This is a genomic window from Methylobacterium goesingense (genome assembly GCF_022179225.1).
Classification (GTDB): Bacteria; Pseudomonadota; Alphaproteobacteria; order Rhizobiales; family Beijerinckiaceae; genus Methylobacterium; species Methylobacterium goesingense.
The window spans coordinates 1-22,307 of record NZ_BPQL01000054.1; the positions used below are offsets into that span (position 1 = coordinate 1).

Here is a 22,307-nt window from a genome sequence, read left to right on the forward strand (position 1 = left end):
GATCTCGCGCTCGCGCTCGGTGATGCGAATGGTCTCGTCCGCGCGGCGTAACTCGCCCCGGTCGATCCGGTAGGAGAACGGCCCGAAGGTCACGGTGTCGTGGCCGACGGCCTGCCCTTCGCCGCCCGGGCTGCGGCGCTTGATGATGTTGGAGAGCCGCAGGATGAGCTCGCGCGGCTCGAAGGGCTTGGGCAGGTAGTCGTCGGCGCCGATCTCCAGGCCCATGACCCGATCGTTGGGGTTCGAGCGCGCGGTGAGCATCAGGATGGGCACCCGGGAGGATTTGCGCACCTCGCGCGCATAGTCGAAGCCGCTCTCGCCGGGCATCATCACGTCGAGTACGAGGGCGTCGAACACGAAGCACTGCGCCTTGGTGCGGGCCTCCGGTACGTTACCGGCCGAGGTGACGCGGAAGCCCTGCTCGAAGAGGAAACGCGCCAGCAGTTCGCGCACCCGGCGGTCGTCGTCCACCACCAGGATGTGGGGGGCGTGATCGGGAAGCTCCGTGCTCCCCCGGGGGCTCGGTGACGCCATCAGGCGGCGCTCCGGACGCGCCGCGCCATCAACCGGCGCACGGCCGCCCGGGCGTCGGGCTCGATCATCCCGAACAGGAAGCTCTCGGCCGAGGGCTGCGCCGTGTGCCCGGCCTCGGCGTCCGCGAGGGCGCGCGCCACCCGCCGGCTCTGCACCCGGATGAGATCGCCCGCCAGCACCGTGCCGGCGGCCGTACAGAACAGGAGCCGCTGGCGGCGGTCGTTCGTGCCGGTCTTCTGGGTGATGTAGTCCTGCTCGATCAAGTCCTTGAGCACCCGGTTGAGACTCTGCTTCGTGATGCGCAGAATATCCAGGAGTTCGGCGATCGTGAGGCCCGGATAGCGGTCCACGAAATGCAGCACCCGGTGATGCGCCCGCCCGAAGCCGTACTGCGCCAGGATCCGGTCCGGGTCGCCGACGAAATCCCGGTAGGCGAAGAACAGCAACTCGATGAGGTCGTCGCCTGACCCGCCGGTCAGGGCCGGGTCCTCGAAATCGGCATCGGGCATCGCGCGGGCTGTCACGTCGGGAGCGGCCTGGAATTACGTCAGTGTTGTTGACATGTTTCAGTCGCGCCGGGAGCCGTCAAGCCATCGGCGCCGTTTGGCCACCGCCGATCCCTTTCCAGTCGCCTAATTCCCAGCCCCCGAGACCCTGGGACACCCTGCCACGGGGACGACTCTGCAGCGGAAGGCTCGCGCCGGAACCCACCCTGGAGCCCCGCGTTTCCAGAACAATTCGGGAACAAGAGGATTTCCATCGTGGCGAACACCCAGACTTCCAAGGCTCAGACTTCCAAGGCTCAGACTTCCCAAGCTCAGACTTCGAAGAGCGACACCTCCAAAGCCCAGTCTGCCGCGAATCGGGCGGACGCCGCCGAGACCAACCCGAAGACCGACCCGAAGGACACCTCGAACCAGATCAAGGATCCGAGCGAGTGGACCACCGGCGGTGAGCCGATGACGGGCGCCCAGGCCTCCTATCTCAAGACCCTCTCGGAGGAGGCCAAGGACCCCGAGGCCTTCGATCCGGACATTGACAAGGCCGAGGCCTCCCAGCGGATCGATGCCCTGCGCAAGGAATCCGGCAAGGCCTGAGCGGCATCACCGTTCCGGGCCCTCTACGGCATCGTCCGAGACGGCCCGGAACGAAGAGCGCAGCGGTCGGCGAGAGTTCGGGATGCGAAACGTGTGACGTCGACCTGCGAATCGCGCGTCTCGAACCGCCTTCGCAGATCGGCTTAAGCCCTCCGCAACGAAGCCGGTCTTAAGCTCTTCCTGGGACGACCCCGGCGAGAGACGATCGGCGAAGATGGACAGACGGGAACCGAGCGGCCCCACGGGGGAGGCCGAGCGCCACTGGGCTGCCCGAGCCCGTTCGCTCATGTCCCGCTTTCGAACGGATTCCAACGGCGCGACGGCCATCGAGTATGGATTGATCGCCGCCCTGACCTTCCTCACGTTCGTCGGCGCCCTCCGGCTCTACGGCGAGCGCATGAATGTCATGTACGAGTTCATCGGCAGCAAGATCAGCAACGTCACTTCCTGAACGATGGCACCGCCTGAGCGGAACACTGCCGGACGATGAGTTCGCCATGAGGCAGGCGACCACCGTACCGGGGTGAGATTCCGCTCTGGCCGCCGGCCGGAACGAAACGGCCTGCCGCCTCAGCGCCCGCTGCGCCCCGCCTCCGTCTTGGAGCGTCCGCCCCCGGGGGCCGGCGCGTCTGAGCGTTCGGCATCGGTACCGCTCGCCCCCTGCCAGAACGTGTCGAACAGGCGCTGCATCGCGCGGGCGTTCTCTTGCTGCACCTCCAGGCCGGTCTGGAACATCTGCTGCATCATCTCGAAGGGGGCATCCCCCGGCGAGGTCTCCTGGGAGGCCCCCTGGGTGGACTTGGCGGTCTTGGGGCTCGCCGCCGCGGCGAGGCGCGGCGGGGCGGAGGGCTTGCGGACGGGCGTGCTCTGGGCGGCGGGTGCCGCGGGACCGCCCGACCTCAGGAAGCTCTCCATCATCTCCGACCAGGCGTTGGGCGGGAAACCGAAGGTCTGGGCCGGGCTCTGCTGCGCCGGGGCCGGCGCCTGGTTGATCATGACGTGGACGATGCCCGCCACGACCATTCCGGCCATCAGCGGGAGCATCTGCTTCAGGGCCGGCGTCGCCACACCGCTCACGGCGGCGGCCTGCTGGAGCACGGCCTGGCTGAGATGGGGTGAGCCAAAGAGCTGTCCGACCAGCATGTCCATCTGCTGCGAAGGCTTGTCCATCTGGAAGAAGGGCTTGGCCTTCGTCGGCGGGTTGGGGGCCACGAGATTGAACAGCTTGGCAAAGCCCATGGGATCGTGAGCGGCGTTACGCTGCAACCCCATCGTCAGCGCCGGCAGGAGCGCTTCCATCGCGCGCATGCCCTGCTCCTGCGTCAGGCCGAACTGAGGCCCGAAGCCCTGGAGATTGGCGCCCGCCTGCGCCTGGAGGATATCGAACAGGTTGAACATGGCGGCCTCGCGGACGAACGGCGACATGCCCGGCGGATGCCCGGACGCGCCCCCGAACTCTGTCGCATCGGCGGGTCACTGACCAGCCCGAGCGCCTCATGGGCGCCCGATTCCATGTCAACGAATGTCGGAATCGGGTTTTCTTTTACCCGAACGCCCCGTTTCTTCCTCGAAAAACCGACCCCGGAGCCGTCGATGCGCTTTTCCGCGCCCCTGATCGAGGCGCGCCTCGTGCGTCGCTACAAGCGCTTCCTGGCCGACATGGAATGCGCGGACGGCACCCTCGTCACGGCGCATTGCGCGAATCCGGGCGCGATGCTGGGCCTCCTGGCCCCGGGCGCCCGCACCCTGCTGTCGCGCGCGACGAGCCCGACGCGCAAGCTCGGCTATTCCTGGGAACTGGTGGAAGCCGACCTGCCCGGGGGGCCGCAATGGGTCGGCATCAACACGATGCGCCCGAACGCCCTGGTGGCGGAGGCCTTCGCCGCCGGGAGCCTGCCGGCGCTGACGGGCTACACGAGCCTGCGCCCTGAGGTCCGCTACGGGCGGGCGAGCCGGGTGGATTTCCTGGCCGGCGGGGAGGGATCGGCGCCCTGCCACGTGGAGGTGAAGAACTGTCACCTGATGCGCGCGCCGGGCCTCGCCGAGTTCCCCGATTGCGTCGCCGCCCGGAGCGCGCGCCACATGGAGGACCTCGCCGCCGTAGTGGCGGCGGGCGGGCGCGCAATGGTGATCATCGTGGTGCAGATGTGGGCGGAGCGCTTCGCACCGGCCGGCGACCTCGATCCAGCCTTCGACCGAGCGTTCCAGGCCGCCCGCGCGGCCGGCGTCGCCGTGCATGCCTACCGCTGTCGGATCGACCCCGCCGGCATCACCGTCGCCGACGCGATCCCGGTGGCGTAGGGTTTCGCGGACGGTGCGTGGGGTCGTCCCGCGCCCGTTTCCGGAGGGGGTTGCATGGAGCGTGACGAAGCCTTCCTGCGCGAGCAGCGCGGCGTACGGCGGGGTGCCGTCCTCGCGGGACTGATCGGCATCCTGGCCCTCGGCCTCGCCTTCGGAATGGCCGGCCCGGCGGCCCCGCTCGCCGGTGCGGGCGAGCGGATCGCATTCGCCCTGCGCGTCGATCTCGTGGTGGTCGCCTGGTTCGCGGCGGCGATCGCGAATGTCGCGCGGTTGCGCTTCGCATCGCCCGACGACATCGGCGCGGCCACGGCGCCTACGGAGGGAGCGCGCATCAAGGTCGCCAGAGCCATCCTCGCGAACACGGGCGAGCAGGCCGCCCTGGCGGTGTTCGCGCACCTGGCGGTCGCCGCCGCCCTGGCGTCCTACGCGGCCGTCGTGCCGGTGCTGGCGGGCCTGTTCTGTGCCGGCCGGCTGCTGTTCTGGCTCGGCTACGCCCGGGGTGCGGCGGCGCGGGCACTGGGCTTCGGGCTGACCTTCTATCCCAGCCTCGCCGCCCTGGTCATCTCGGCCGTGGCCAGCCTGTCATGAGGCGCGTTCGAAGATGAGGTTCAGGCGGGTCTTGCGGATCAGCCGGTAGCCGTGCTGCTCCAGCAGGGCGGGCAGATCGATCTGCCACTGGTCCGTACCGTTCTCCAGGATCAGGACCCTGGGATGAAGCGTGGCCGGCGCTTCACGCAGGAAGGGCTCGAGGATCAGGTCCTCGGCCCCCTCGACGTCGAGCTTCATTGCGTCGATGGCCGCGAAGCCCTCGCTGCGGGCGAGATCCAGGAGCGTCACCGCGGGGACGCGGATCTGTGCGCCCTCGTTGGTGCCGACAATTTTGAGGCTCGACTCGCCCCGGTTGCGCGGATCGACGAACAGGGTGAGTTCCCCCGCCTTGTCGGCGACCGCGCAAGCCAAGGCCTTGACCGTTCCGAACGGGTTCTGCGCGATGTTGTAGGCTAGGCGCTGGAACACGTCCGGCTGGGGCTCGATGGCGAGGATACGGGCGCGCGGCCCCGCGAAGGCCGCCACGAACAGGGCGTAAGCCCCGATATTCGCACCGATGTCGAGGAAGGTGCAGCCCGGCGCGAGCTTCGCCCGCAGGAGTTCGCGCTCCTCGGGATCGAAGAATTGCGGCGTGAAGAGCACCTTCTTCTCGCAGTTGTTGTTGTACGGATAGAGGCGCATGCGCGCCCCGTAGCGCTCCACGTCGAGGGGCTGGCCGCGCAGGAGGCTGATCGCGATCCGACGCAGGAACAGCGACAGGCGCCGTCCACCCCAGCTTCCGTAGGACAAGCGTCCCGTGCGCGCGGCGATACGCGCGACGAGGCCGGTGGGTGCGTAGGTGCCGTAGGGCTGCGAGTCTCTCATCGCGGGTGCTGATGCCAGCCCGCGGCGATGGCGGCAAGCGCGAGGCCCGATTCGGCCGCGTCCGCAATGGACGCCACGCTCAGGCGAAGCTCGACACAACAGAGATCTCGATAAGCTTCACGGCTTAGCGGTGAGGGCGCGTCCGCCAGCGGCTGGTCTGTTCCATTGTGGCAACACCACGACCCAAACCACTTGGAACACCCCTAATCTGCCCTAAAAGTAGGCGGATGCACAAAGGATAGCTTTGCCGCAGCGCGGAACCTTTGCGAGCTTAGGCGTAACGCCGACCCCTTCGCAGAGTTCCTCGATGACCATGAACCGCCCGCTCCTCGCCCTCACGGCCCTGCTGCTCTCGTCGGCATGCGCCTATGCGGCTGACCTGAAGGCGCCCGTGGCCCCGGCTCCGGTCCCGGCGTCCTGCAAGGCCGAGATCACGTTCCCGGCCTATGGCGGCGTCATCAAGCAGAACCCGAACCCGGCCTGCCTCACCCTCGGCGCGTTCGGCGACATCTATGTCGGCGGCGCGGTCACGGGCTACTTCTACGATCAGAGCAATGTGACTTCCATTGCGCTCCCCGGCATTGCCGCCGATCGCTTCGGGCGCGCCGACTTCTCGAACCTGATGGGCTTCATCCAGAAGGCCGATGGTGCCTTCCAGTTCTACGCCGCCTTCGGCGCCTACTCGATCCCGGGCCTGGGCGCGCCGATCTTCAGCGCCTTCGATCAGACCAACCTGCTGTTCTCGCCCGCTCCGATCGTGTTCGGCAAGTACGTGATCAACGACAACTGGTCGGTCCAGGGCGGCCGCATGCCGACCCTGATCGGCTCGGAGCTGCCCTTCACCTTCCAGAACCTGAACATCTCGCGCGGCCTTCTCTTCGCGCAGGAGAACGTGATCAACCACGGCGTGCAGGTGAACTACTCGGACGGCCCGTGGGCTGCCTCGTTCGCCGCGACCGATGGCTTCTTCTCGGGTGAGCTCAACTGGGTCACGGGCGCGATCACCTACAAGATCGACTCCGCCAACACGATCGGCATCAACGGCGGTACCCACTTCTCCAGCTACACCAAGTTCGACCTGTCGGACCGCAGCCTGCGCAACCAGTTCGCGACCCCCGCGACGCTGCAGAACAGCAGCATCATCAGCGCGAACTACACCTATGCCGACGGCCCCTGGATCGTGACGCCGTACGTCCAGTACACCAATGTCGAGCGGAACGATTTCATCGGCCTCGCCGGTGCCGAGACCTTCGGTGGCGCGATCCTCGCCAGCTACGCCTTCACGGACAACTTCGCCCTTGCGGGTCGCTTTGAATACATCGCGCAGAGTGGCAACAGCCGCACGGGCCTCCCGCTCCAGTCGAACGTCCTCTACGGACCCGGCAGCTCCGCCCTGTCCTTCACGGTCACCCCGACCTTCACCTTCGACCGCTTCTTCGTTCGCGGCGAGTTCTCGACCGTGCAGCTTTACGACATCACCGTCGATCGCGCGTTCAACGTCGGCACCGGCTTCGGCCGCAACGGCGTGAAGACCTCGCAGGAGCGTTACATGATCGAGACCGGCATCACCTTCTGATCCAGTCCGACAACGGCGACGCTTTCGAGCGGCGGCAGGGAAACCTGCCGCCGCTTTCATTTGTGCTCACGCGTCACCCCGGGGCTTCCGTCGGGGCGACGGGCGGTCCAATGAGGCAGGCACCATGCCCAGACCGATAAGGCCCGAGCCCATGCAGACCTTCGATTCCGACGGCGTCGCCATCGCGTATATCGACGCGGCCCCCGAGGGCGGATCGGGCGACCCGATCCTGCTGATCCACGGTTTCGCCTCCAACCACGCGGTGAACTGGGTCAACACGCTCTGGGTCCGGACCCTGACGCAGGCCGGGTATCGGGTCGTCGCCCTCGACAACCGGGGACATGGCGAGAGCCAGAAGCTCTACGATCCGGACGCCTACGGCTCCGACATCATGGCGCAGGACGCGCGCCGCCTCCTCGACCACCTCGGCATCGAACGGGCCGACGTGATGGGCTACTCGATGGGCGCGCGCATCTCCGCCTTCCTCGCCCTCGACGCGCCGGAGCGGGTGCGCTCGGTTCTGCTCGGAGGCCTCGGTCTGCACCTCGTCGAGGGCAGGGGCCTGCCCGACGGCATCGCCGAGGCCCTGGAGGCTGAGCCCGGCGCCCCCGCGCCGAACCCGACGGCCGCCGCCTTCCGCACCTTCGCGGAGCAGACGAAGAGCGACCTGCGGGCGCTGGCCGCCTGCATGCGCGGCTCGCGCCAAGCCCTGTCGCGGGCCGAGGTCGCGCAAATCGAGATGCCGGTCCTCGTCACGGTCGGCACCCTCGACACGGTCTCGGGCTCAGGCCCGGCGCTGGCCGCCCTCCTGCCGAACGCCACCTCCCTCGAACTGCCCAACCGCGACCACAGCACGGCGGTGGGTGACCGGGGGCACCGGGCGGGCGTCCTCGACTTCCTGGCCAAGCGGCCCTGAGGGGCGCCTGAGACCTCCTCCCGGCGATCCCTTCGGCTTCGTGCGAGAGTTGCCGCTCGCACGGCGTCGCATGCGCGCGCTGGGACGGACGCGAACCGTGCTCGGATTGTCTGCCAAGACGATTTTTAAGAGCCGTGAACAAACTGTCGGTGCAGACAAGTTGACGCGATGTCTTCACGGGATGGGAAACGGTGTTCCCCGACCGTAGGGCATGTCTTCGGATCGGATCACGAACAGGAGTCTCGCCGCGGCCTGCGCCGTTGCCGGGCTCGTGGTGCTGATGATCCAGGATGCACCGAACTGGTGGGCGATCGGCATCGCCTCGACCTGCCTGTTCGGCTTCGGGGGCTTCTGGTTTCTTCCGGAAGCCCGGCCAGCGCGGCGGGCGGCCCCGCGCAGGATCCGTGTGGAGATCATCCCGCCGGAACGGCCGGAGCCGCCGCCCCTGGACCTGCTGGAGGGACCTCCGCGCGCCCTCCAACGGCACCCGCGCGGCCAGCGGGCGGCCACCTGGAGCCTCCGGCGCTGGCAGGCCCCGCGCCAGACCTGACGAAGCGCCCGGCCCCCGAACAGCTCGGACACGTCCTGGAGGGCTCGCAGACCCTCGCCTCGACCGACATCTGAGGGCCGGCGCCCGCGCTCAGGCGGTGGCCGCGGCCCGGGCGGCGTGGAGCAGTTCTTCCGCCAGCGCGTCGTCGTCGACCCCGCGGGCGAGGATGACGGCGCCCACGAGGGTGGCGAGGTTGGCCAGGGCCCGCTGCCGGCGGCGCTCGCGCGCGCCCTTCGTGAGGTCCGCGAGGAGGTCGGCGAGGCCCCGCACGCCCTGCGTGAACCGGGCGCGGAGCGGGCTGCCCCGCGCCTCGCGCGCGACGTCGTTGGCCAGCGCCGCGAGGGGGCAACCCTGTCCGGGGGTCCTCACGTGCTCCACCGAGAGGTAGTTCGCGATCAGCGCGTCCAGCGCCCCGCGCCGCTCCTCGGCCAGCGCGCTGTCGAAGGCCTCGGCGGCGAGCGCCTCCTTGCTGGCGAACTGGCCGTAGAAGCCGCCATGGGTCAGGCCGGCGGCGCCCATGATGTCGGCGACGCCGACGCCGTGCAGGCCGCGCTCGCGAAACAGCGTCGCGGCCACCGCGACGACGCGCTGGCGGTTGCGCTTGGCCTGCTCCTGCGAAACCCTCGGCATGACGCTGGCCCTCCTGTGCGGCCGACCATCATATAGATGCGGACCGTCATTCAAGACAGGGCGCCGGGCCAGGGGCCTGGCCCGGCGCGGCTCGATCGCGCCCGGGCGGCGCACCTCCCGGCCTGACGTCCGGGCGCCACAGCGCCGGGAATTCCACGCGCGCGGCGTCCCGCTCGCGATCCCGTGATGAAGGGGCCAGGGCAAATGTCGTAGCACTTTCCGGTGGTTGAGCGACTTGGGCCGGACGCGCGCGATCCAGTGGCCCGGCGCCACCGCGAAAGCTGTTCGATGAAGCGCAGCCTACCCCTTGGATCGGCACGGCGGCCCGCGCGCCAGCGCCCGGGCATGCCAGGAAGGGTTGGTGCGGGTCTGGCGCTGACGCTCGCTGCCCTGAACACCGGACTCACCCTGCGCCCCGGCGCCGTGGCGGCCCAGGAAGCGGGCGGCGGCATCGCGTTGGACGAGATCTCCGTGCGCGGCACGGAGGCCGGGGTGCCGTTCGGTATCGCGGCGCCACCGGGCTCGGCCCCGAGCGTCATCGAGAACCCGGTCGGCCAGGTGGTGCACACGGTCGGGCGCGCCGGCACCATCGCGGACCGGCCGGCCACCACGATCGGCGCGGTCCTCCTCGACAGTCCCGGGGTGACCGTGCGCCAAGGCAACGGCGGACGGGACGTCGTGGTCTCGATCCGGGGCAACAACGCGCGGGCCACGGCCGTTCTGCGCAACATGGTCGTGCTGGAGGACGGGTTCATCCTGACCCAGGCCGACGGCGTCTCGCGCTTCGACCTCGTGGACCCACGCGCCTACGGCCGCATCGACGTGTTCCGCGGGCCGCAATCGGCCCTGTTCGGCAACTACGCCACCGGCGGAGCGCTGGCCTTCCGCACCCGCACCGGCCGCGAGATCGGCGGCTACGAGATCGGCACCGACGCGGGCAGCTTCGGCTACCTCAGCAACTACTTCACCGTGGGCGGCGTCAGCGGCCCGTTCGAGGTCAGCCTGTTTGCGAGCGACGTCCGCGCCGATGGCTTCCAACAGAACAGCGCCTACGACTCGCAACTCATCAACCTGCTGGCGAGCTACACGCCGAGCCCGGACACGCGCCTGACCCTGAAGGTCATCAACAACGCGCTTCAGACCGATGTGCCGGCGCGCGCCTCCCTCGACCAGTTCCGGATCAACCCCTACCAGCGCGGCTGCAGCACCGCCGCCACGGCCGCCCCCGGCTGCACCCTGACGAACGTCTTCCGCAACGGCGCCTTCGGGGAGACCGTACCGGTCACGGCGGCACAGGCCGCCTTCGGGCGCAACGACCCCCGCACCGTCGTGGCCGCGCGCCTGGAGCACGACATCGACGCGCAGACGACCTGGCGCGCCCAGGTCGGCTTCGACGACCGCAACTTCGACCAGCGCTTCTACACCGCGGCCTTCCTGGGCTCCGCCCCGTCCATCGCAGCCCTCACGGACCTGACCCGGCGCGGCGACGTCTTCGGCTTGCCGGTGGTCGGCTACGTGGCGCTCATCGGCGAGACCCTCGATTCCCGCGTCGCCACCTTCAACCGGGCGCTGGGCACCGGGCCGGCGCTGGGCGCGCTCATCGGCGAGCAGCAGAGCGACCAATCCAATCTCGGCGGCCGGGCCCGCGCCGAAATCGCCTTCTCGGACCGATGGACCGGGGTGCTGGGCCTCAGCGCGACCGCCACCGCCATCACGGGCCGCAACCTCGCCTACACGTATGCGCAGGCCGGGCGGACGACCACGCTGACCGATGCCCGGCGCGACTTCCACAACGTCGCGCCGGAGGCCGCCCTGGTCTACCGCCCGAGCGCCGAATGGGCGTTCCGCGCCCGGGCCGCGACCGGCTACGCGACTCCGAGCGGCAATACGCTGTTCGTCACCGCCTCCGGCCTGCCGGGCAACAACACCGCGCTCCAGACCCAGGAGAACCTCGGCTTCGACCTCGGGGCCGACTGGAGCCCGGACGGGACCCTGCGCGTCAGCGTCACGACCTTCCGGGAGTTCTTCCGCAACGAACTCGTGTCGCAATCCGCAGGGGGCGGGCGCCTGAGTTCCTTCATCAACGTGCCGGCCTCCGAGCACCGGGGCGTCGAGGTCGGGGCCGACTGGGCCTTCGCGCCGGGCTGGCGCGGCGTGCTCGCCTATACGTTCGACGACCAGGTCTACACCCGCTTCTCGGAGCAGCTCAGCGCCGGCTCCCTCACCGCCAGCGTCGACCGCGCCGGCAAGGCGATTCCGGGCGTGCCGGCCCATCAGCTGCTGGCGCGGATCGGATACGATCAGGTCGGCGGCGCCCTCGACGGGCTCGGCGGCTTCGTGGAAGCCGTGGCCCAGGACAGGATCTTCATCGACAACGGCAACCAGGTTCGGGTTCCGGGCTACGCGATCCTGAACGCCAACCTGCACTACGTCACGGCGCTCAGCGGCGGCTACGCCAAGCGCCTCAGTCTTTATGTCGAGGTGCGCAACCTCCTCGACCTGACCTACGTGGCCTCGGCCCAGACCCTCTCCAGCGCCCTGAACCGCGCGACCGGCCTGCCGAACGACGCCGCGATCCTCTCCGCCACCACCGGCTCCATCCTGCCGGGGGCGCCGCGCAACGTCGTGGGCGGGCTGAAGCTCTCGTTCTGATCGGCCCGATTTCGTGGGCGGCCCTCGATTGCCCAGAACGTCATCACTGTCGACGGCGGGTGAGGGACCGCATCGGCGGCCAGACCCTAATTGCCTATAAAATATGCAAAGAGAACCCGTTTGGCTCAGCGCCGATCGAGGCGGAGGCTTCGCCACGCCGGTCCAAGGGGGTCGGTGTGCACGGATTCTCGATCTGGCCGGGGGATTGCATTCACGGCCTCATCAGGGCGCGCGCCCTTCACGAGGAACCCGGTCCCGAATGTTCACTGCAATTTCGCGTTGGTCGACCCGCCGCCTCCTCGCCGCCGCCTTGGTGTCGGGCGCGATGATGCCCGCTGCCTTTGCCCAGGGCGTGCTCAAGATCGGCATGACGGCCTCGGACATCCCGCTCACCACGGGGCAGGCCGACAATGGCGGCGAGGGCATGCGGTTCACGGGCTACACGGTCTATGACGGGCTCATCAACTGGGACCTGTCCTCGGCAACCAAGCCCTCCGTGCTGGCGCCGGGCCTCGCCACGAGCTGGACCGTCGATCCCGCCGACAACACCCGGTGGACCTTCAAGCTGCGCGAGGGCGTGACCTTCCACGACGGCTCGCCCTTCACCGCTGAGTCGGTGGTGTGGAACCTCGACAAGCTCCTGAAGACCGATGCGCCGCAATTCGACCCGCGCCAGTCGGCCCAGGGGCGCTCGCGCATCCCGGCGGTGGCGAGCTACCGGGCCGTGGATCCGAACACCCTCGAGGTGATCACCAAGAACCCCGACGCGACGCTACCCTACCAGATCGCCTGGATCATGATCTCGTCGCCCGGCCAGTGGGAGAAGGTCGGAAAAAGCTGGGACGCCTTCGCCAAGAATCCGGCCGGCACCGGCCCGTGGAAGCTGACCCTGTTCGCCCCGCGCGAGCGCGCCGAGATGGCGCCCAACAAGGAGTACTGGGACAAGGCCCGGGTGCCGAAGCTCGACAAGCTCGTGCTCGTGCCGCTCCCCGAGGCCAATGCCCGCGTGGCCGCACTCCGCTCCGGCCAGGTCGACTGGATCGAGGCGCCCCCGCCGGACGCGGTGGCCTCCCTCAAGGCGGCCGGCTTCGGCATCGTCACCAACGCCTACCCGCACAACTGGACCTGGCACCTCTCCCGCGCCGAGGGCTCGCCCTGGAACGACATCCGCGTGCGCAAGGCGGCCAACCTTGCCGTCGACCGCGAGGGCATGAAGGAGTTGCTCAACGGCCTGATGATCCCCGCGCAGGGCTTCATGCCGCCGGGCTCGGCTTGGTTCGGCAACCCGACTTTCAAGCCGACCTACGACGCGGAGGCCGCCAAGAAGCTGCTGGCGGAAGCCGGCTACGGCCCCAACAAGCCCATCGTCACCAAGATCCTGATCGCGCCCTCGGGCTCGGGCCAGATGCAGCCCCTGCCGATGAACGAGTTCATCCAGCAGAACCTCGCGGATGTCGGCATCAAGGTCGAGTTCGAGGTGGTCGAGTGGAACACGCTCATCAACCTGTGGCGCGCGGGCGCGAAGTCCGACATGTCGCGCAAGGCGACGGGGATGAACTTCTCCTACTTCATCCAGGACCCCTTCACGGGCTTCATCCGGCACCTTCAGTGCAACCTCGCCGCGCCCAACGGCACCAACTGGGGCCATTACTGCGACCCCGAGATGGACAAGCTCTTCGATCAGGTCCGCACCACCTTCGACCCGGCCGAGCAGACCAAGGTCCTGGAGAAGGTCCACGAGAAATACGTGAACGACGCGCTGTTCCTGATGGTGGCCCACGACACCAACCCGCGCGCCATGAGCCCCAAGGTGAAGGGCTTCGTGCAGGCGCAGAACTGGTTCCAGGACTTCTCGCCGATCTCGATGGGCAAGTGACGGAGCGGGTGATGCGAATGTACGCGCGCACGAACCCTCCCCCTCGCGGTGGTCGTGTTCAGACTTCGCGCGGGCTGCGCGGGTCCCCTCTCCTGGAAGGAGAGGGACAGGGCGAGGTGCGTGACCTCTCCGAACGTGGACTACACCTCACCCCATCCCTCTCCTTCGAGGAGCGGGAGCCCCGTGGTGCTTCGTGCTCACGATCGAAGACCTCGGCCGCATGGTCGCCGGGTGACGATGCGTTCCGAGGCTTCGCATCATGCTGAAGTTCATCCTCCAGCGCCTGCTGACCGTCACGCCGGTGGCCCTCGGCGTCAGCGTCGTCTGCTTCCTGCTGGTGCACCTTGCCCCCGGCGACCCCTTGAGCGCCGTGCTCCCGGTGGACGCCACGCAGGAGACCATCGACGCCATGCGGGCGGCCTACGGCTACGACAAGCCGCTGCCGGTGCAGTACGTGATCTGGCTCTGGCACGTGCTCCAGGGCGACCTCGGCATTTCCATCGCCACGGGCCGCCCCGTGGTGCAGGAGGTCGGCCGGGCGGTGGTCAACAGCCTGATCCTCGCTAGCGTGGCGACGCTGATCGGCTTCACCTTCGGCTGCCTGTTCGGGTTCGTGGCCGGATACTTTCGCAACTCGATCCTGGACCGGCTCGCCTCGGCGGTGTCGGTGTTCGGGGTCAGCGTGCCGCACTACTGGCTCGGCATGGTGCTGGTCATCGTGTTCTCGGCCCAGCTCGGCTGGCTGCCGCCCACCGGCGCCGGGCCGGACGGCTCCGGCAACTGGCGGCCCGATCTCGACCACCTGCGCTACATCATCCTGCCCGCGCTCACGATGTCGGTGATCCCCATGGGCGTCATCGCCCGCACCATCCGGGCGCTGGTGGGCGACATCCTCGCGCAGGATTTCGTCGGCGCGCTGCGCGCCAAGGGCATGAGCGAGTTCGGCGTGTTCCGGCACGTGGTCAAGAACGCCGCCCCGACGGCGCTGGCCATCATGGGCCTGCAGCTCGGCTACCTGCTCGGCGGCTCGATCCTGATCGAGACGGTGTTCGCCTGGCCCGGCACCGGCTTCCTCCTCAACGCCGCGATCTTCCAGCGCGACCTGCCCCTGCTCCAGGGCTCGATCCTTGTCCTGGCGATGTTCTTCGTCGCCCTCAACCTCATCGTCGACGTCGTGCAGACGGCGCTCGACCCGCGCATCGAGAGGGGCTGATGGCACACGCGACACAGGCCGCGGCACCCGTCCTCGACATCGCCGGCGGGACCGCCCCGACGCCGACGGCGCCCGACGCCTTCGTGCCCTCCCGGGGGTTCTGGGGGCAGGTCGGCCACAAGCTCCTGCGCGATCCCGTGGCGATGGCGGCCGCCTGCGTCATCCTGGCGATCGTGGCGGTTGCGCTGCTCTCGCCCTGGATCACCCCGATGGACCCCTATCGCGGCTCGATGCTGCGGCGCCTGAAGCCCATCGGCGACGCGACCTACATCTTAGGGTCAGACGAACTCGGCCGCGACATGCTGAGCCGCCTGATGATGGGCGGGCGCCTTTCCCTATTTATCGGCGTCACGCCGGTCATCCTCGCCTTCGTCATCGGATCCGGCATCGGCATCCTGGCGGGCTACGTCGGCGGCTGGGTCAACACCGTGCTGATGCGCACGGTGGACGTGTTCTTCGCCTTTCCCTCGGTCCTGCTGGCCATCGCGCTCTCCGGCGCCCTGGGGGCCGGTATCGTCAACTCCATCGTGTCGCTGACCTGCGTGTTCGTGCCCCAGATCGCCCGCGTGGCCGAAAGCGTGACCACCCAGATCCGCGCCCGGGACTACGTCGACGCGGCCCGCCTCTCGGGCGCCTCGACCCTGACGATCCTGCGGGTGCAGGTGCTCGGCAACGTGCTCGGGCCGATCTTCGTCTACGCCACCAGCCTCATCAGCGTGTCGATGATCCTGGCCTCGGGCCTGTCCTTCCTCGGCCTCGGCGTGAAGCCGCCCGAGCCCGAATGGGGCCTGATGCTCAACACCCTGCGCACGGCGATCTACGTGAACCCGATGGTCGCCGCCCTGCCGGGGCTCGCCATCTTCATCGTCTCGATCTCGTTCAACCTGTTCTCCGACGGCCTGCGGTCCGCCATGGAGGTGAAGGCATGAGCATGCCCATCGGCGCGCCCACGGTTCCGATAGCCCGAGACCGTGGCGGCCCGGCCCAGCCCCTCCTCACCGTCGACCGCCTCGTGAAGCACTTTCCCATCAAGAAGGGATTCGGCGGCGCGAAGGCGGTGGTGCGCGCCGTGGACGGCGTCGACTTCGAGATCCTGAAGGGCGAGACCCTCGGGGTCGTCGGCGAGTCGGGCTGCGGCAAGTCCACCACCGCCCGGCTCATCATGGGGCTGATCGGCCACGATTCCGGCGACCTGCTGTTCGACGGCGAGCGCATCGGCAGCCGGGCGCTTCCCCTGCGCGACTTCCGGGCCCAGGCCCAGATGGTGTTCCAGGACAGCTACTCCTCCCTCAATCCGCGCATGACCATCGAGGGCTCCATCGCCTTCGGGCCGCAGGTGCACGGGGTCCCGAAGCGCCAGGCCATCGAGCGCGCCCGCTCCCTGCTCGCCCGGGTGGGGCTGGAACCGGCGCGCTTCGCCGCGCGCTATCCCCACGAACTGTCCGGGGGCCAGCGCCAGCGCGTCAACATCGCCCGGGCGCTGGCGCTCGAACCCCGTCTCGTGGTGCTCGACGAGGCGGTTTCCGCGCTGGACAAGTCGGTGGAGGCGCAGGTGCTGAACCTGCTGATGGACCTCAAGCAGGAGTTCAACCTCACCTACCTGTTCATCAGCCACGACCTCAACGTGGTGCGCTTCATCTGCGACCGTGTGGCGGTGATGTATCTCGGACAGGTGGTCGAGATCGGCCCCGCCGACACGGTCCTGGCCGCGCCGGCCCATCCCTACACGGCGGCGCTCCTGTCCTCGATGCCCTCGATGGACCCGGATGCGCGGACCGAGGTGGCGCCGCTCGCCGGCGATCCGCCGAACCCGATCAACCCGCCCGCCGGCTGCCGCTTCCATCCACGCTGCGCCCTGGTGGAGCCCGTCTGCCGGGGCACGGTCCCGCCGCTGGACACCCTCGACGCCAGCCACCGCGTCGCCTGCCTCGCCCGCCAGCCGGGCTCCGGCCACACCCTGTCCCCCAGCCTGACGGTGGCCGCATGAGCGCGCCCGCAACCGAACCGGCCGTCGCGATCCGGAATCTCACGGTCGTCTTCGGCGGCGTGGTCGAGGCCGTGGATGGGGTCGACATCACCCTCGAGCGCGGCCAGGCGGTGGCGCTGATCGGCGAATCCGGCTCCGGCAAGAGCGTGACCTTGCGGGCGATCATGCGCCTGAACCCGGAGCGCAAGACCCAGATCGGCGGCGAGATCCGGGTCGCCGGCCAGGACGTCATGGCGATGTCGCCCAAGGCCCTGCAGGCCCTGCGCGGCCGGGCCGTGGCGATGATTTTCCAGGAGCCGCTGCTCGCCCTCGATCCCGTCTACACCGTGGGTCAACAGATCACCGAGGCGATCCGCCAGCACGAGCGGATCAGTGCCGGAGCGGCCCGCCAGCGTGCCCTGGCGCTGTTCGAGCGGGTGCGCATCCCGAGCCCGGAGCGGCGCCTCGACGCCTATCCGCACGAGATGTCGGGTGGCATGCGCCAGCGGGCGATGATCGCGCTGGCGCTGGCCTGCCGACCGCAGGTGCTGCTCGCCGACGAGCCGACCACGGCGCTGGACGCCACCGTGCAGATCCAGATCCTGCTGCTGCTGCGCGAGTTGCAGGCCGAACTCGGCCTCTCGACCATCTTCGTCACCCACGATCTCGGCGCGGCGGTCGAGGTCGCCGACCGGATCGCGGTCATGTATGCCGGCCGCATCGTCGAGGAGGGCTCCGCCCGCGACGTGGTGCTCGACCCCCACCACCCCTATACGATCGGCCTCCTGCGCAGCCGGGCCGACGGGGCGCTCGCCAAGGGCACGCGCCTGAAGACGATTCCCGGCAGCCCGCCGGACCTCGCCAACCGCCCGCCGGGCTGCCCCTTCGCCCCGCGCTGCTTCCTGGCCGAGGAGCGCTGCCGGGTCGAGGCGCCCCCTTACGTCGATGTGCAGCCCGGCCACCGGGCCGCCTGCTGGCGCACGGAGGCGGCGCATGCGGCGTTCCAGGCGGACAAGGCGGCGGTGGCCGAGGCGGTGGTGTGAGACCGGAAACCCTCCCCCCATTGCGGGGGAGGGTGGTCGCGGAGCGACCGGGAGAGGGGGCGACGAGTCCGGATCGCGCGCGCCCCTCATTCGACCCGCTGACGCGGGCCACCTTCTCCCGCAGGGGGGAGAAGAATTCGAGCTCAGCCCAGCCGCAACCCGGCCTTCGCCTTCCGCTTCTGGAGATACAGGCTCGTCCCCAAAGCCAGCCCGATCACCGCGAGGGACAGGCCGGTGGTGAGGGTGCCCAGCGCGTAGATCTCCGGCGTCGTGACGGTGGTGGTCAGGCCCTGCAACTCCAGCGGCAGGGTGTTGCGGCCACCGATGGCTTGGCTCGTTCGCGCGAGTTCGTCGAACGACAGGGTGAAGCCGAACAGGGCGACGCCGACCAGCGAGGGCCCGAGGATCGGCACCACCACGTGGCGCAGGGTCTGAGCCCCGGTGGCGCCGAGATCGCGGGCGGCCTCCTCGTAGGCCGGGTCGAACCGGTTGAAGACCGCGAACATGATGAGGAGGCCGAAGGGCAGCGTCCAGGTCAGGTGGGCGCCGAGCGCCGAGGTGTAGAGGCCCATCAGGGTGCCGTGCTCCTGGAGCCAGCCCCAGCCGGTCTCGGCGGCGGCCCAGTTCACGGCGTCGTCCAGGAGCCGGAATTCCAGCCCGATGCCGAGCGAGACCACGATGGAGGGCACGATCAGGCTCGCGACCGCGATGGTGAACAGCGCGCCCTCGCCGCGGAAGCGCTTGCGGAAGGCCAATCCTGCGAAGAACGCGATGACGACGGTGAGGAGCATCACCACGAGGCCGAGGCGCAAGGATCGCCACAGCGCTCCCCAGATGTCGACGATGCCCAGACCCGCCCAGAGCTTGCCGAACCAGTGCGTCGAGACCCCGTTCATCGGAAACGTCAGTCCGCCCTGCGGCCCCTGGAAGCTCAGTACCAGGATCGTCAGCGTCGGCCCGTACAGGAAGGCCACGAACAGGCAGAAGAAGGCCGCGAGCGCGTAGAAGGCCGGGGAGCGGGGCCGGTCGCTCATCTCAGAGTTCCTTGCGCAGGTCGATGAGCCGGGTCATCGCCACGATCATCAGCATCACGGCGCCGAGCAGCACCACGGCGTTGGCCGCCGCCGCCGGCAGTTGCAGGGCCGACATCTGGACCTGGATGACCTTACCGACGGAGGCGATCTGCTGGCCGCCCATGACGCCGACCGTGACGAAGTCGCCCATCACCAGGGTGATCACGAAGATCGACCCGATGGCGATGCCGGGTTTCGCCAGCGGCACCACCACGTTCCAGAGGGTCTGCCAGCCGGTGGCGCCGGAATCATAGGCCGCCTCGATCAGCGCGCGGTCGATGCGCGCCATGCTGTTGAAGATCGGCACGATCATGAAGACCGTGTTCAGATGCACGAAGGCGAGCACCACCGAGAAATCCGAATAGAGCAGGCCCTCGATCGGCGACTTGATGAGGCCCATCCCCATCAGGGTGTCGTTGACGAGGCCGTTGCGGCCGAGCAGCGGGATCCAGGAGATCATCCGGATCACGTTCGAGGTCCAGAACGGGATCGTGCAGACGAGGAACAGCGCCATCTGCATCGTGCGCGAGCGGACGTGGAAGGCGACGAAATAGGCCACCGTGAAGCCGATCACGAGGGTGAAGGCCCAGGTCAGCGCGCAGAACTTCAGGGTCGAGAGGTAGGTCCGCACGGTCGTGCAGGCATCCGCCGTGTTGAGGCAACCCTCGAACACGTCGATGTAGTTCTGCACCGTGAAGGACGGGATGATCTCGTACTCGTTGTACTCCCAGAAGCTGACGATCAGGGTCAGGCCCAGGGGCACTACGAAGAAGACGAGGAACACGAGCGCCATCGGAGCGGCCTGGAGATAGGCCAACGCCTGCCGCCGGCGCGTCTTGGCCGTGAGGCTGGTGGTCGGGGCCGCGACGGGCGGCGCGTCCGCGATGGCGGGGAGAACGGCGTCGGTCATGGCTCACTCCGGCTGAGCACAGAACCTCGCCCCGCTTGCGGGGAGAGGGGTTCGCCCCCCTTGCCGGGGGCGAGCCGAGCGGCAGCGAGGGTGAGGGGGCGCCACCGGAGGCGGCACGACCGGAGATACCCCCTCACCATCGCCCTGCCGGGCTCGCCTCGCCTCCCGCCAAGGGGAGGACGAGGCCCTCTCCCCGCCGGGCGGGCAGAGGGGCACGCGCTCCGTGGGTGGCACACCGCCCCGCTCACGCCGCGATGAACTCGTTCCACTTGCGGACCATGTAGGTGTTCTCGTCCATCACGGCGTTCCAGCAGGCGACGGAGCCCATGCGGGTCTCGAAGGAGCCACCGTCGCGGGTGGCGCCGGCCTTCTCCAGCACGCTGCCGTCCGGCCCTTTGATGTCCTTCTCGGCGGGCTTGCCCTCCATCCAGTAGGCCCACTCGTAGGGCTCCATGTGTGATTTGGCCGTCTCCAGCACGGCCGAGTAATAGCCCTGGCGGTTGAGGTAGGCGCCGGCCCAGCCGGAGAGGAACCAGTTGATGAAGTCGTAGGCCGCATCCAGCTTGCGGCCCGTCAGGGTCTTGGGCAAGCCGAAGCCGGTGGCCCAGGCGCGGTAGCCTTCCTTGAGGGGCTGGTAGGTGCAGGCCACGCCCTGAGAGCGGACCTTGGTGACGGCGGGCGACCACATCGACTGGATCACGGTCTCGCCCGACGCCATCAGGTTCACGGATTCGTTGAAGTCCTGCCAGAAGGCGCGGAACTGGCCGGCGCGCTTAGCCTCGATCAAGAGCTTGATGGTGCGGTCGATCTCCGCCTTCGTCATGTTGCCCTTGTCGGGATAGGTGTAGTCCCCGGTGGCCTCGATCACCATGGCGGCATCCATGATGCCGATGGAGGGGATGTTGAGGATCGAGGCCTTGCCCTTGAATTCAGGGTTCAGGAGTTCCTTCCAGCTCGTGATCGGGCGCTTGATCAGGTCCGGGCGAATGCCGAGCGTGTCGGCGTTGTAGGTGGTGGGGATCAGGGTGATCCACTCGGTGGCCGAACCGGCGAAGTTCTTCGAATTCTGTCCCTCGAGGTAGAAGACCTTCTTGGGCGCGGTGCCCTGGTCGCCGATCTTCTTGCCGGCGACCTCGCCCTTGGTGAAGACCGGGGTGATGTTGTCCGCCTGCTTGATCCGGCGGGCGTCCATGCCCTGGATGTTGCCCGAGGGGATGAGCTTCTTGAGGCTGAAGAACTCGGTGTCGAGGAGGTCGAAGGAGTTCGGCTGCGTCACCACGCGCTTGGTCACCTCGTCGGTGACGACGGGGATGTACTCGATGGTGATGCCGAGATCCTCCTTCACCTTGCGGGCGATGTCGCCGGACTGGTTCACCGCGGTGCCGAGGTAGCGCAGGGTCACGGGTTCGGCCGCGATCACGTTGGGAAAGCCGGTGATCGGACCGGCGCCGAGGGCCAGTCCGGTGGCACCCGCGCCCTGGAGCAGGGTGCGGCGGCTCAGCTTGATCGGAGTCGTCATGCGGGTTCCTCTACGCGGTAAAAAACGGATCAGGCGCTCAGGCGGTGGGCCGCGTCGGCGTCCCAGCCCAGTGGCACGGTCTGCCCGAGCGCGAGGGGGGCGCCCGCATAGGCCGCGTCGTCGATCACCGCCGTCAGCGCGGTCGCGGGGCCTCCGCCGAGGCCGTCGGCCTCGAATCCCACATGCACGCTGGTGCCCTGGTACTCCACCGAGACGACGCGGGCCGGCACGGCCTCCGGACCGGCCTGCGCACCGAGGCGCATCCGGTCGGCGCGCACCGCCACCTCGGTCGCATCGGGCAGGCGGATGACGTTGTGGCCACCGATGAAGCGGGCGACGAAGGCGGTGGCGGGGCGCTCGAACACGGTGCGCGGGTCGGCCGCCTGCTCGATGCGCCCCCCGTTCATCACCACCACGAGGTCGGACAGCGCCATCGCCTCCTCCTGGCTGTGGGTGACGTGGATGAAGGTGATGCCGAGCTCGGCCTGGAGCCGCTTCAGTTCGGTCCGCATCCGCACCCGCAGGAACGGATCGAGGGCCGAGAGCGGCTCGTCGAGAAGCAGAACCTTGGGTCCGGTGACCAGCGCGCGGGCGAGCGCCACGCGTTGCTGCTGGCCACCGGAGAGCTGCGCCGGCAACCGTTCGGCCAGATGAGCCATCTGCACGAGGTCGAGCATCGCCAGCGCCTTGGCGCGGCGCTCGGCCTTCGGGATGCCTCGCATCTTCAGGCTGAAGGCGACGTTGTCGCGGCAATTCAGGTGGGGAAACAGGGCATAGCTCTGGAACATCATCGCGGTGCCGCGCTCGGCCGGCGTGGCGTCACCCACGGCGCGCGGGCCGATGACCACGTCGCCGGAGGACACCGTCTCGTGCCCGCCGATCATCCGGAGCGTCGTGGTTTTGCCGCAGCCAGAGGGGCCGAGCAGGCAGCAATAGGCGCCCGAGCGGACCTTGAGGTCGATGCCGTCCACGGCCGTGGTGTGGCCGTAGCGCTTGGTCAGGCGGATCAGCTCGACGTCCATGAATGTCTCCCCCCGG

At 68.9% G+C, this 22,307-nt stretch carries 22 protein-coding genes; 13 read left to right on the top strand and 9 right to left on the bottom strand.

The genetic code is table 11. The annotated features are described in order from the left end of the window. Positions 1 to 534 (bottom strand): response regulator transcription factor (locus MFF30_RS10335; protein ID WP_238279265.1); only part of this gene is annotated, 534 nt, incomplete at its 3' end. Next, the gene (locus tag MFF30_RS10340; protein WP_238279266.1) at positions 534 to 1,043 is read right to left on the bottom strand and encodes a MarR family winged helix-turn-helix transcriptional regulator; all 510 of its coding nucleotides are present in this window, start codon (positions 1,041 to 1,043) and stop codon (positions 534 to 536) included. The genes MFF30_RS10335 and MFF30_RS10340, both read right to left, overlap by 1 nt. 252 nt (positions 1,044 to 1,295) lie before the next feature. Here MFF30_RS10340 and MFF30_RS10345 point away from each other — a divergent pair, with 252 nt between their 5' ends. Together MFF30_RS10345 and MFF30_RS10350 are read left to right on the top strand one after the other, a co-directional pair. Then, positions 1,296 to 1,631 (top strand): DUF3072 domain-containing protein, encoded by a 336-nt coding sequence (locus MFF30_RS10345; RefSeq protein WP_238279268.1) that lies wholly within the window; start codon positions 1,296 to 1,298, stop codon positions 1,629 to 1,631. Between the two features lie 286 nt (positions 1,632 to 1,917). Further along, complete coding sequence (locus MFF30_RS10350; RefSeq protein WP_238279269.1) at positions 1,918 to 2,082, top strand: Flp family type IVb pilin; 165 nt, start codon at positions 1,918 to 1,920, stop codon at positions 2,080 to 2,082. 119 nt (positions 2,083 to 2,201) lie between these two features. On the opposite strand, the gene MFF30_RS10355 is transcribed toward MFF30_RS10350, so the two are convergent. Continuing rightward, on the bottom strand, positions 2,202 to 3,056 hold the full coding sequence (locus MFF30_RS10355) for a DUF937 domain-containing protein (RefSeq protein WP_238279270.1): 855 nt from the start codon (positions 3,054 to 3,056) through the stop codon (positions 2,202 to 2,204). Between the two features lie 168 nt (positions 3,057 to 3,224). Here MFF30_RS10355 and sfsA point away from each other — a divergent pair, with 168 nt between their 5' ends. Both sfsA and MFF30_RS10365 read left to right on the top strand, forming a co-directional pair. Beyond that, entirely contained in the window at positions 3,225 to 3,932 is a 708-nt protein-coding gene (gene sfsA / locus MFF30_RS10360; protein WP_238279271.1) for a DNA/RNA nuclease SfsA, read from the top strand. A 54-nt stretch (positions 3,933 to 3,986) separates the two neighbouring features. Then, on the top strand, positions 3,987 to 4,520 hold the full coding sequence (locus MFF30_RS10365; RefSeq protein WP_238279272.1) for an MAPEG family protein: 534 nt from the start codon (positions 3,987 to 3,989) through the stop codon (positions 4,518 to 4,520). On the opposite strand, the gene MFF30_RS10370 is transcribed toward MFF30_RS10365, so the two are convergent. Beyond that, positions 4,515 to 5,345, bottom strand: coding sequence for an FkbM family methyltransferase (locus MFF30_RS10370; protein WP_238279273.1), 831 nt, complete (start codon positions 5,343 to 5,345; stop codon positions 4,515 to 4,517). The two genes, MFF30_RS10365 and MFF30_RS10370, sit on opposite strands and share 6 nt — an antisense overlap. Positions 5,346 to 5,652: 307 nt before the next feature. Here MFF30_RS10370 and MFF30_RS10375 point away from each other — a divergent pair, with 307 nt between their 5' ends. The 3 genes from MFF30_RS10375 (at position 5,653) to MFF30_RS10385 (ending at position 8,387) form a co-directional block, all read left to right on the top strand. Beyond that, complete coding sequence (locus MFF30_RS10375) at positions 5,653 to 6,921, top strand: outer membrane beta-barrel protein (RefSeq protein WP_238279275.1); 1,269 nt, start codon at positions 5,653 to 5,655, stop codon at positions 6,919 to 6,921. A 151-nt stretch (positions 6,922 to 7,072) separates the two neighbouring features. Next, on the top strand, positions 7,073 to 7,837 hold the full coding sequence (locus MFF30_RS10380) for an alpha/beta fold hydrolase (RefSeq protein ID WP_238279276.1): 765 nt from the start codon (positions 7,073 to 7,075) through the stop codon (positions 7,835 to 7,837). Positions 7,838 to 8,048: 211 nt separating this feature from the next. Then, the gene (locus MFF30_RS10385) at positions 8,049 to 8,387 is read left to right on the top strand and encodes a hypothetical protein (protein ID WP_238279277.1); all 339 of its coding nucleotides are present in this window, start codon (positions 8,049 to 8,051) and stop codon (positions 8,385 to 8,387) included. Between the two features lie 90 nt (positions 8,388 to 8,477). Here the strand turns inward: MFF30_RS10385 and MFF30_RS10390 are convergent, their stop codons facing one another. After that, a complete protein-coding gene (locus MFF30_RS10390) occupies positions 8,478 to 9,017 on the bottom strand; it encodes a TetR family transcriptional regulator (protein WP_238279278.1) in 540 nt (179 codons plus the stop codon). Between the two features lie 345 nt (positions 9,018 to 9,362). Here MFF30_RS10390 and MFF30_RS10395 point away from each other — a divergent pair, with 345 nt between their 5' ends. The 6 genes from MFF30_RS10395 (at position 9,363) to MFF30_RS10420 (ending at position 17,767) form a co-directional block, all read left to right on the top strand. Beyond that, entirely contained in the window at positions 9,363 to 11,669 is a 2,307-nt protein-coding gene (locus MFF30_RS10395; RefSeq protein ID WP_238279280.1) for a TonB-dependent receptor family protein, read from the top strand. Between the two features lie 259 nt (positions 11,670 to 11,928). Next, positions 11,929 to 13,545, top strand: a complete 1,617-nt coding sequence (locus MFF30_RS10400) for an ABC transporter substrate-binding protein (protein ID WP_373320879.1) — start codon at positions 11,929 to 11,931, stop codon at positions 13,543 to 13,545. A 259-nt stretch (positions 13,546 to 13,804) separates the two neighbouring features. Further along, positions 13,805 to 14,758, top strand: a complete 954-nt coding sequence (locus MFF30_RS10405; RefSeq protein WP_238279281.1) for an ABC transporter permease — start codon at positions 13,805 to 13,807, stop codon at positions 14,756 to 14,758. Then, positions 14,758 to 15,687, top strand: a complete 930-nt coding sequence (locus MFF30_RS10410) for an ABC transporter permease (protein ID WP_238279283.1) — start codon at positions 14,758 to 14,760, stop codon at positions 15,685 to 15,687. Before MFF30_RS10405 ends, MFF30_RS10410 begins: the two co-directional genes overlap by 1 nt. Further along, entirely contained in the window at positions 15,684 to 16,745 is a 1,062-nt protein-coding gene (locus tag MFF30_RS10415; RefSeq protein ID WP_238279284.1) for an ABC transporter ATP-binding protein, read from the top strand. The genes MFF30_RS10410 and MFF30_RS10415 overlap by 4 nt, the downstream gene beginning before the upstream one ends. Further along, positions 16,742 to 17,767, top strand: a complete 1,026-nt coding sequence (locus MFF30_RS10420; RefSeq protein WP_238279285.1) for an ABC transporter ATP-binding protein — start codon at positions 16,742 to 16,744, stop codon at positions 17,765 to 17,767. The genes MFF30_RS10415 and MFF30_RS10420 overlap by 4 nt, the downstream gene beginning before the upstream one ends. 143 nt (positions 17,768 to 17,910) lie before the next feature. Here the strand turns inward: MFF30_RS10420 and MFF30_RS10425 are convergent, their stop codons facing one another. From MFF30_RS10425 to MFF30_RS10440, 4 genes are all read right to left on the bottom strand, one after another. Next, the gene (locus tag MFF30_RS10425) at positions 17,911 to 18,801 is read right to left on the bottom strand and encodes an ABC transporter permease (RefSeq protein ID WP_238279286.1); all 891 of its coding nucleotides are present in this window, start codon (positions 18,799 to 18,801) and stop codon (positions 17,911 to 17,913) included. Position 18,802: 1 nt separating this feature from the next. Further along, positions 18,803 to 19,750 (bottom strand): ABC transporter permease, encoded by a 948-nt coding sequence (locus MFF30_RS10430; RefSeq protein WP_238279288.1) that lies wholly within the window; start codon positions 19,748 to 19,750, stop codon positions 18,803 to 18,805. 244 nt (positions 19,751 to 19,994) lie between these two features. Further along, the gene (locus MFF30_RS10435; protein ID WP_238279289.1) at positions 19,995 to 21,269 is read right to left on the bottom strand and encodes an ABC transporter substrate-binding protein; all 1,275 of its coding nucleotides are present in this window, start codon (positions 21,267 to 21,269) and stop codon (positions 19,995 to 19,997) included. Positions 21,270 to 21,298: 29 nt separating this feature from the next. Beyond that, complete coding sequence (locus MFF30_RS10440) at positions 21,299 to 22,291, bottom strand: ABC transporter ATP-binding protein (RefSeq protein ID WP_238279290.1); 993 nt, start codon at positions 22,289 to 22,291, stop codon at positions 21,299 to 21,301. Positions 22,292 to 22,307: the final 16 nt, after the last annotated feature.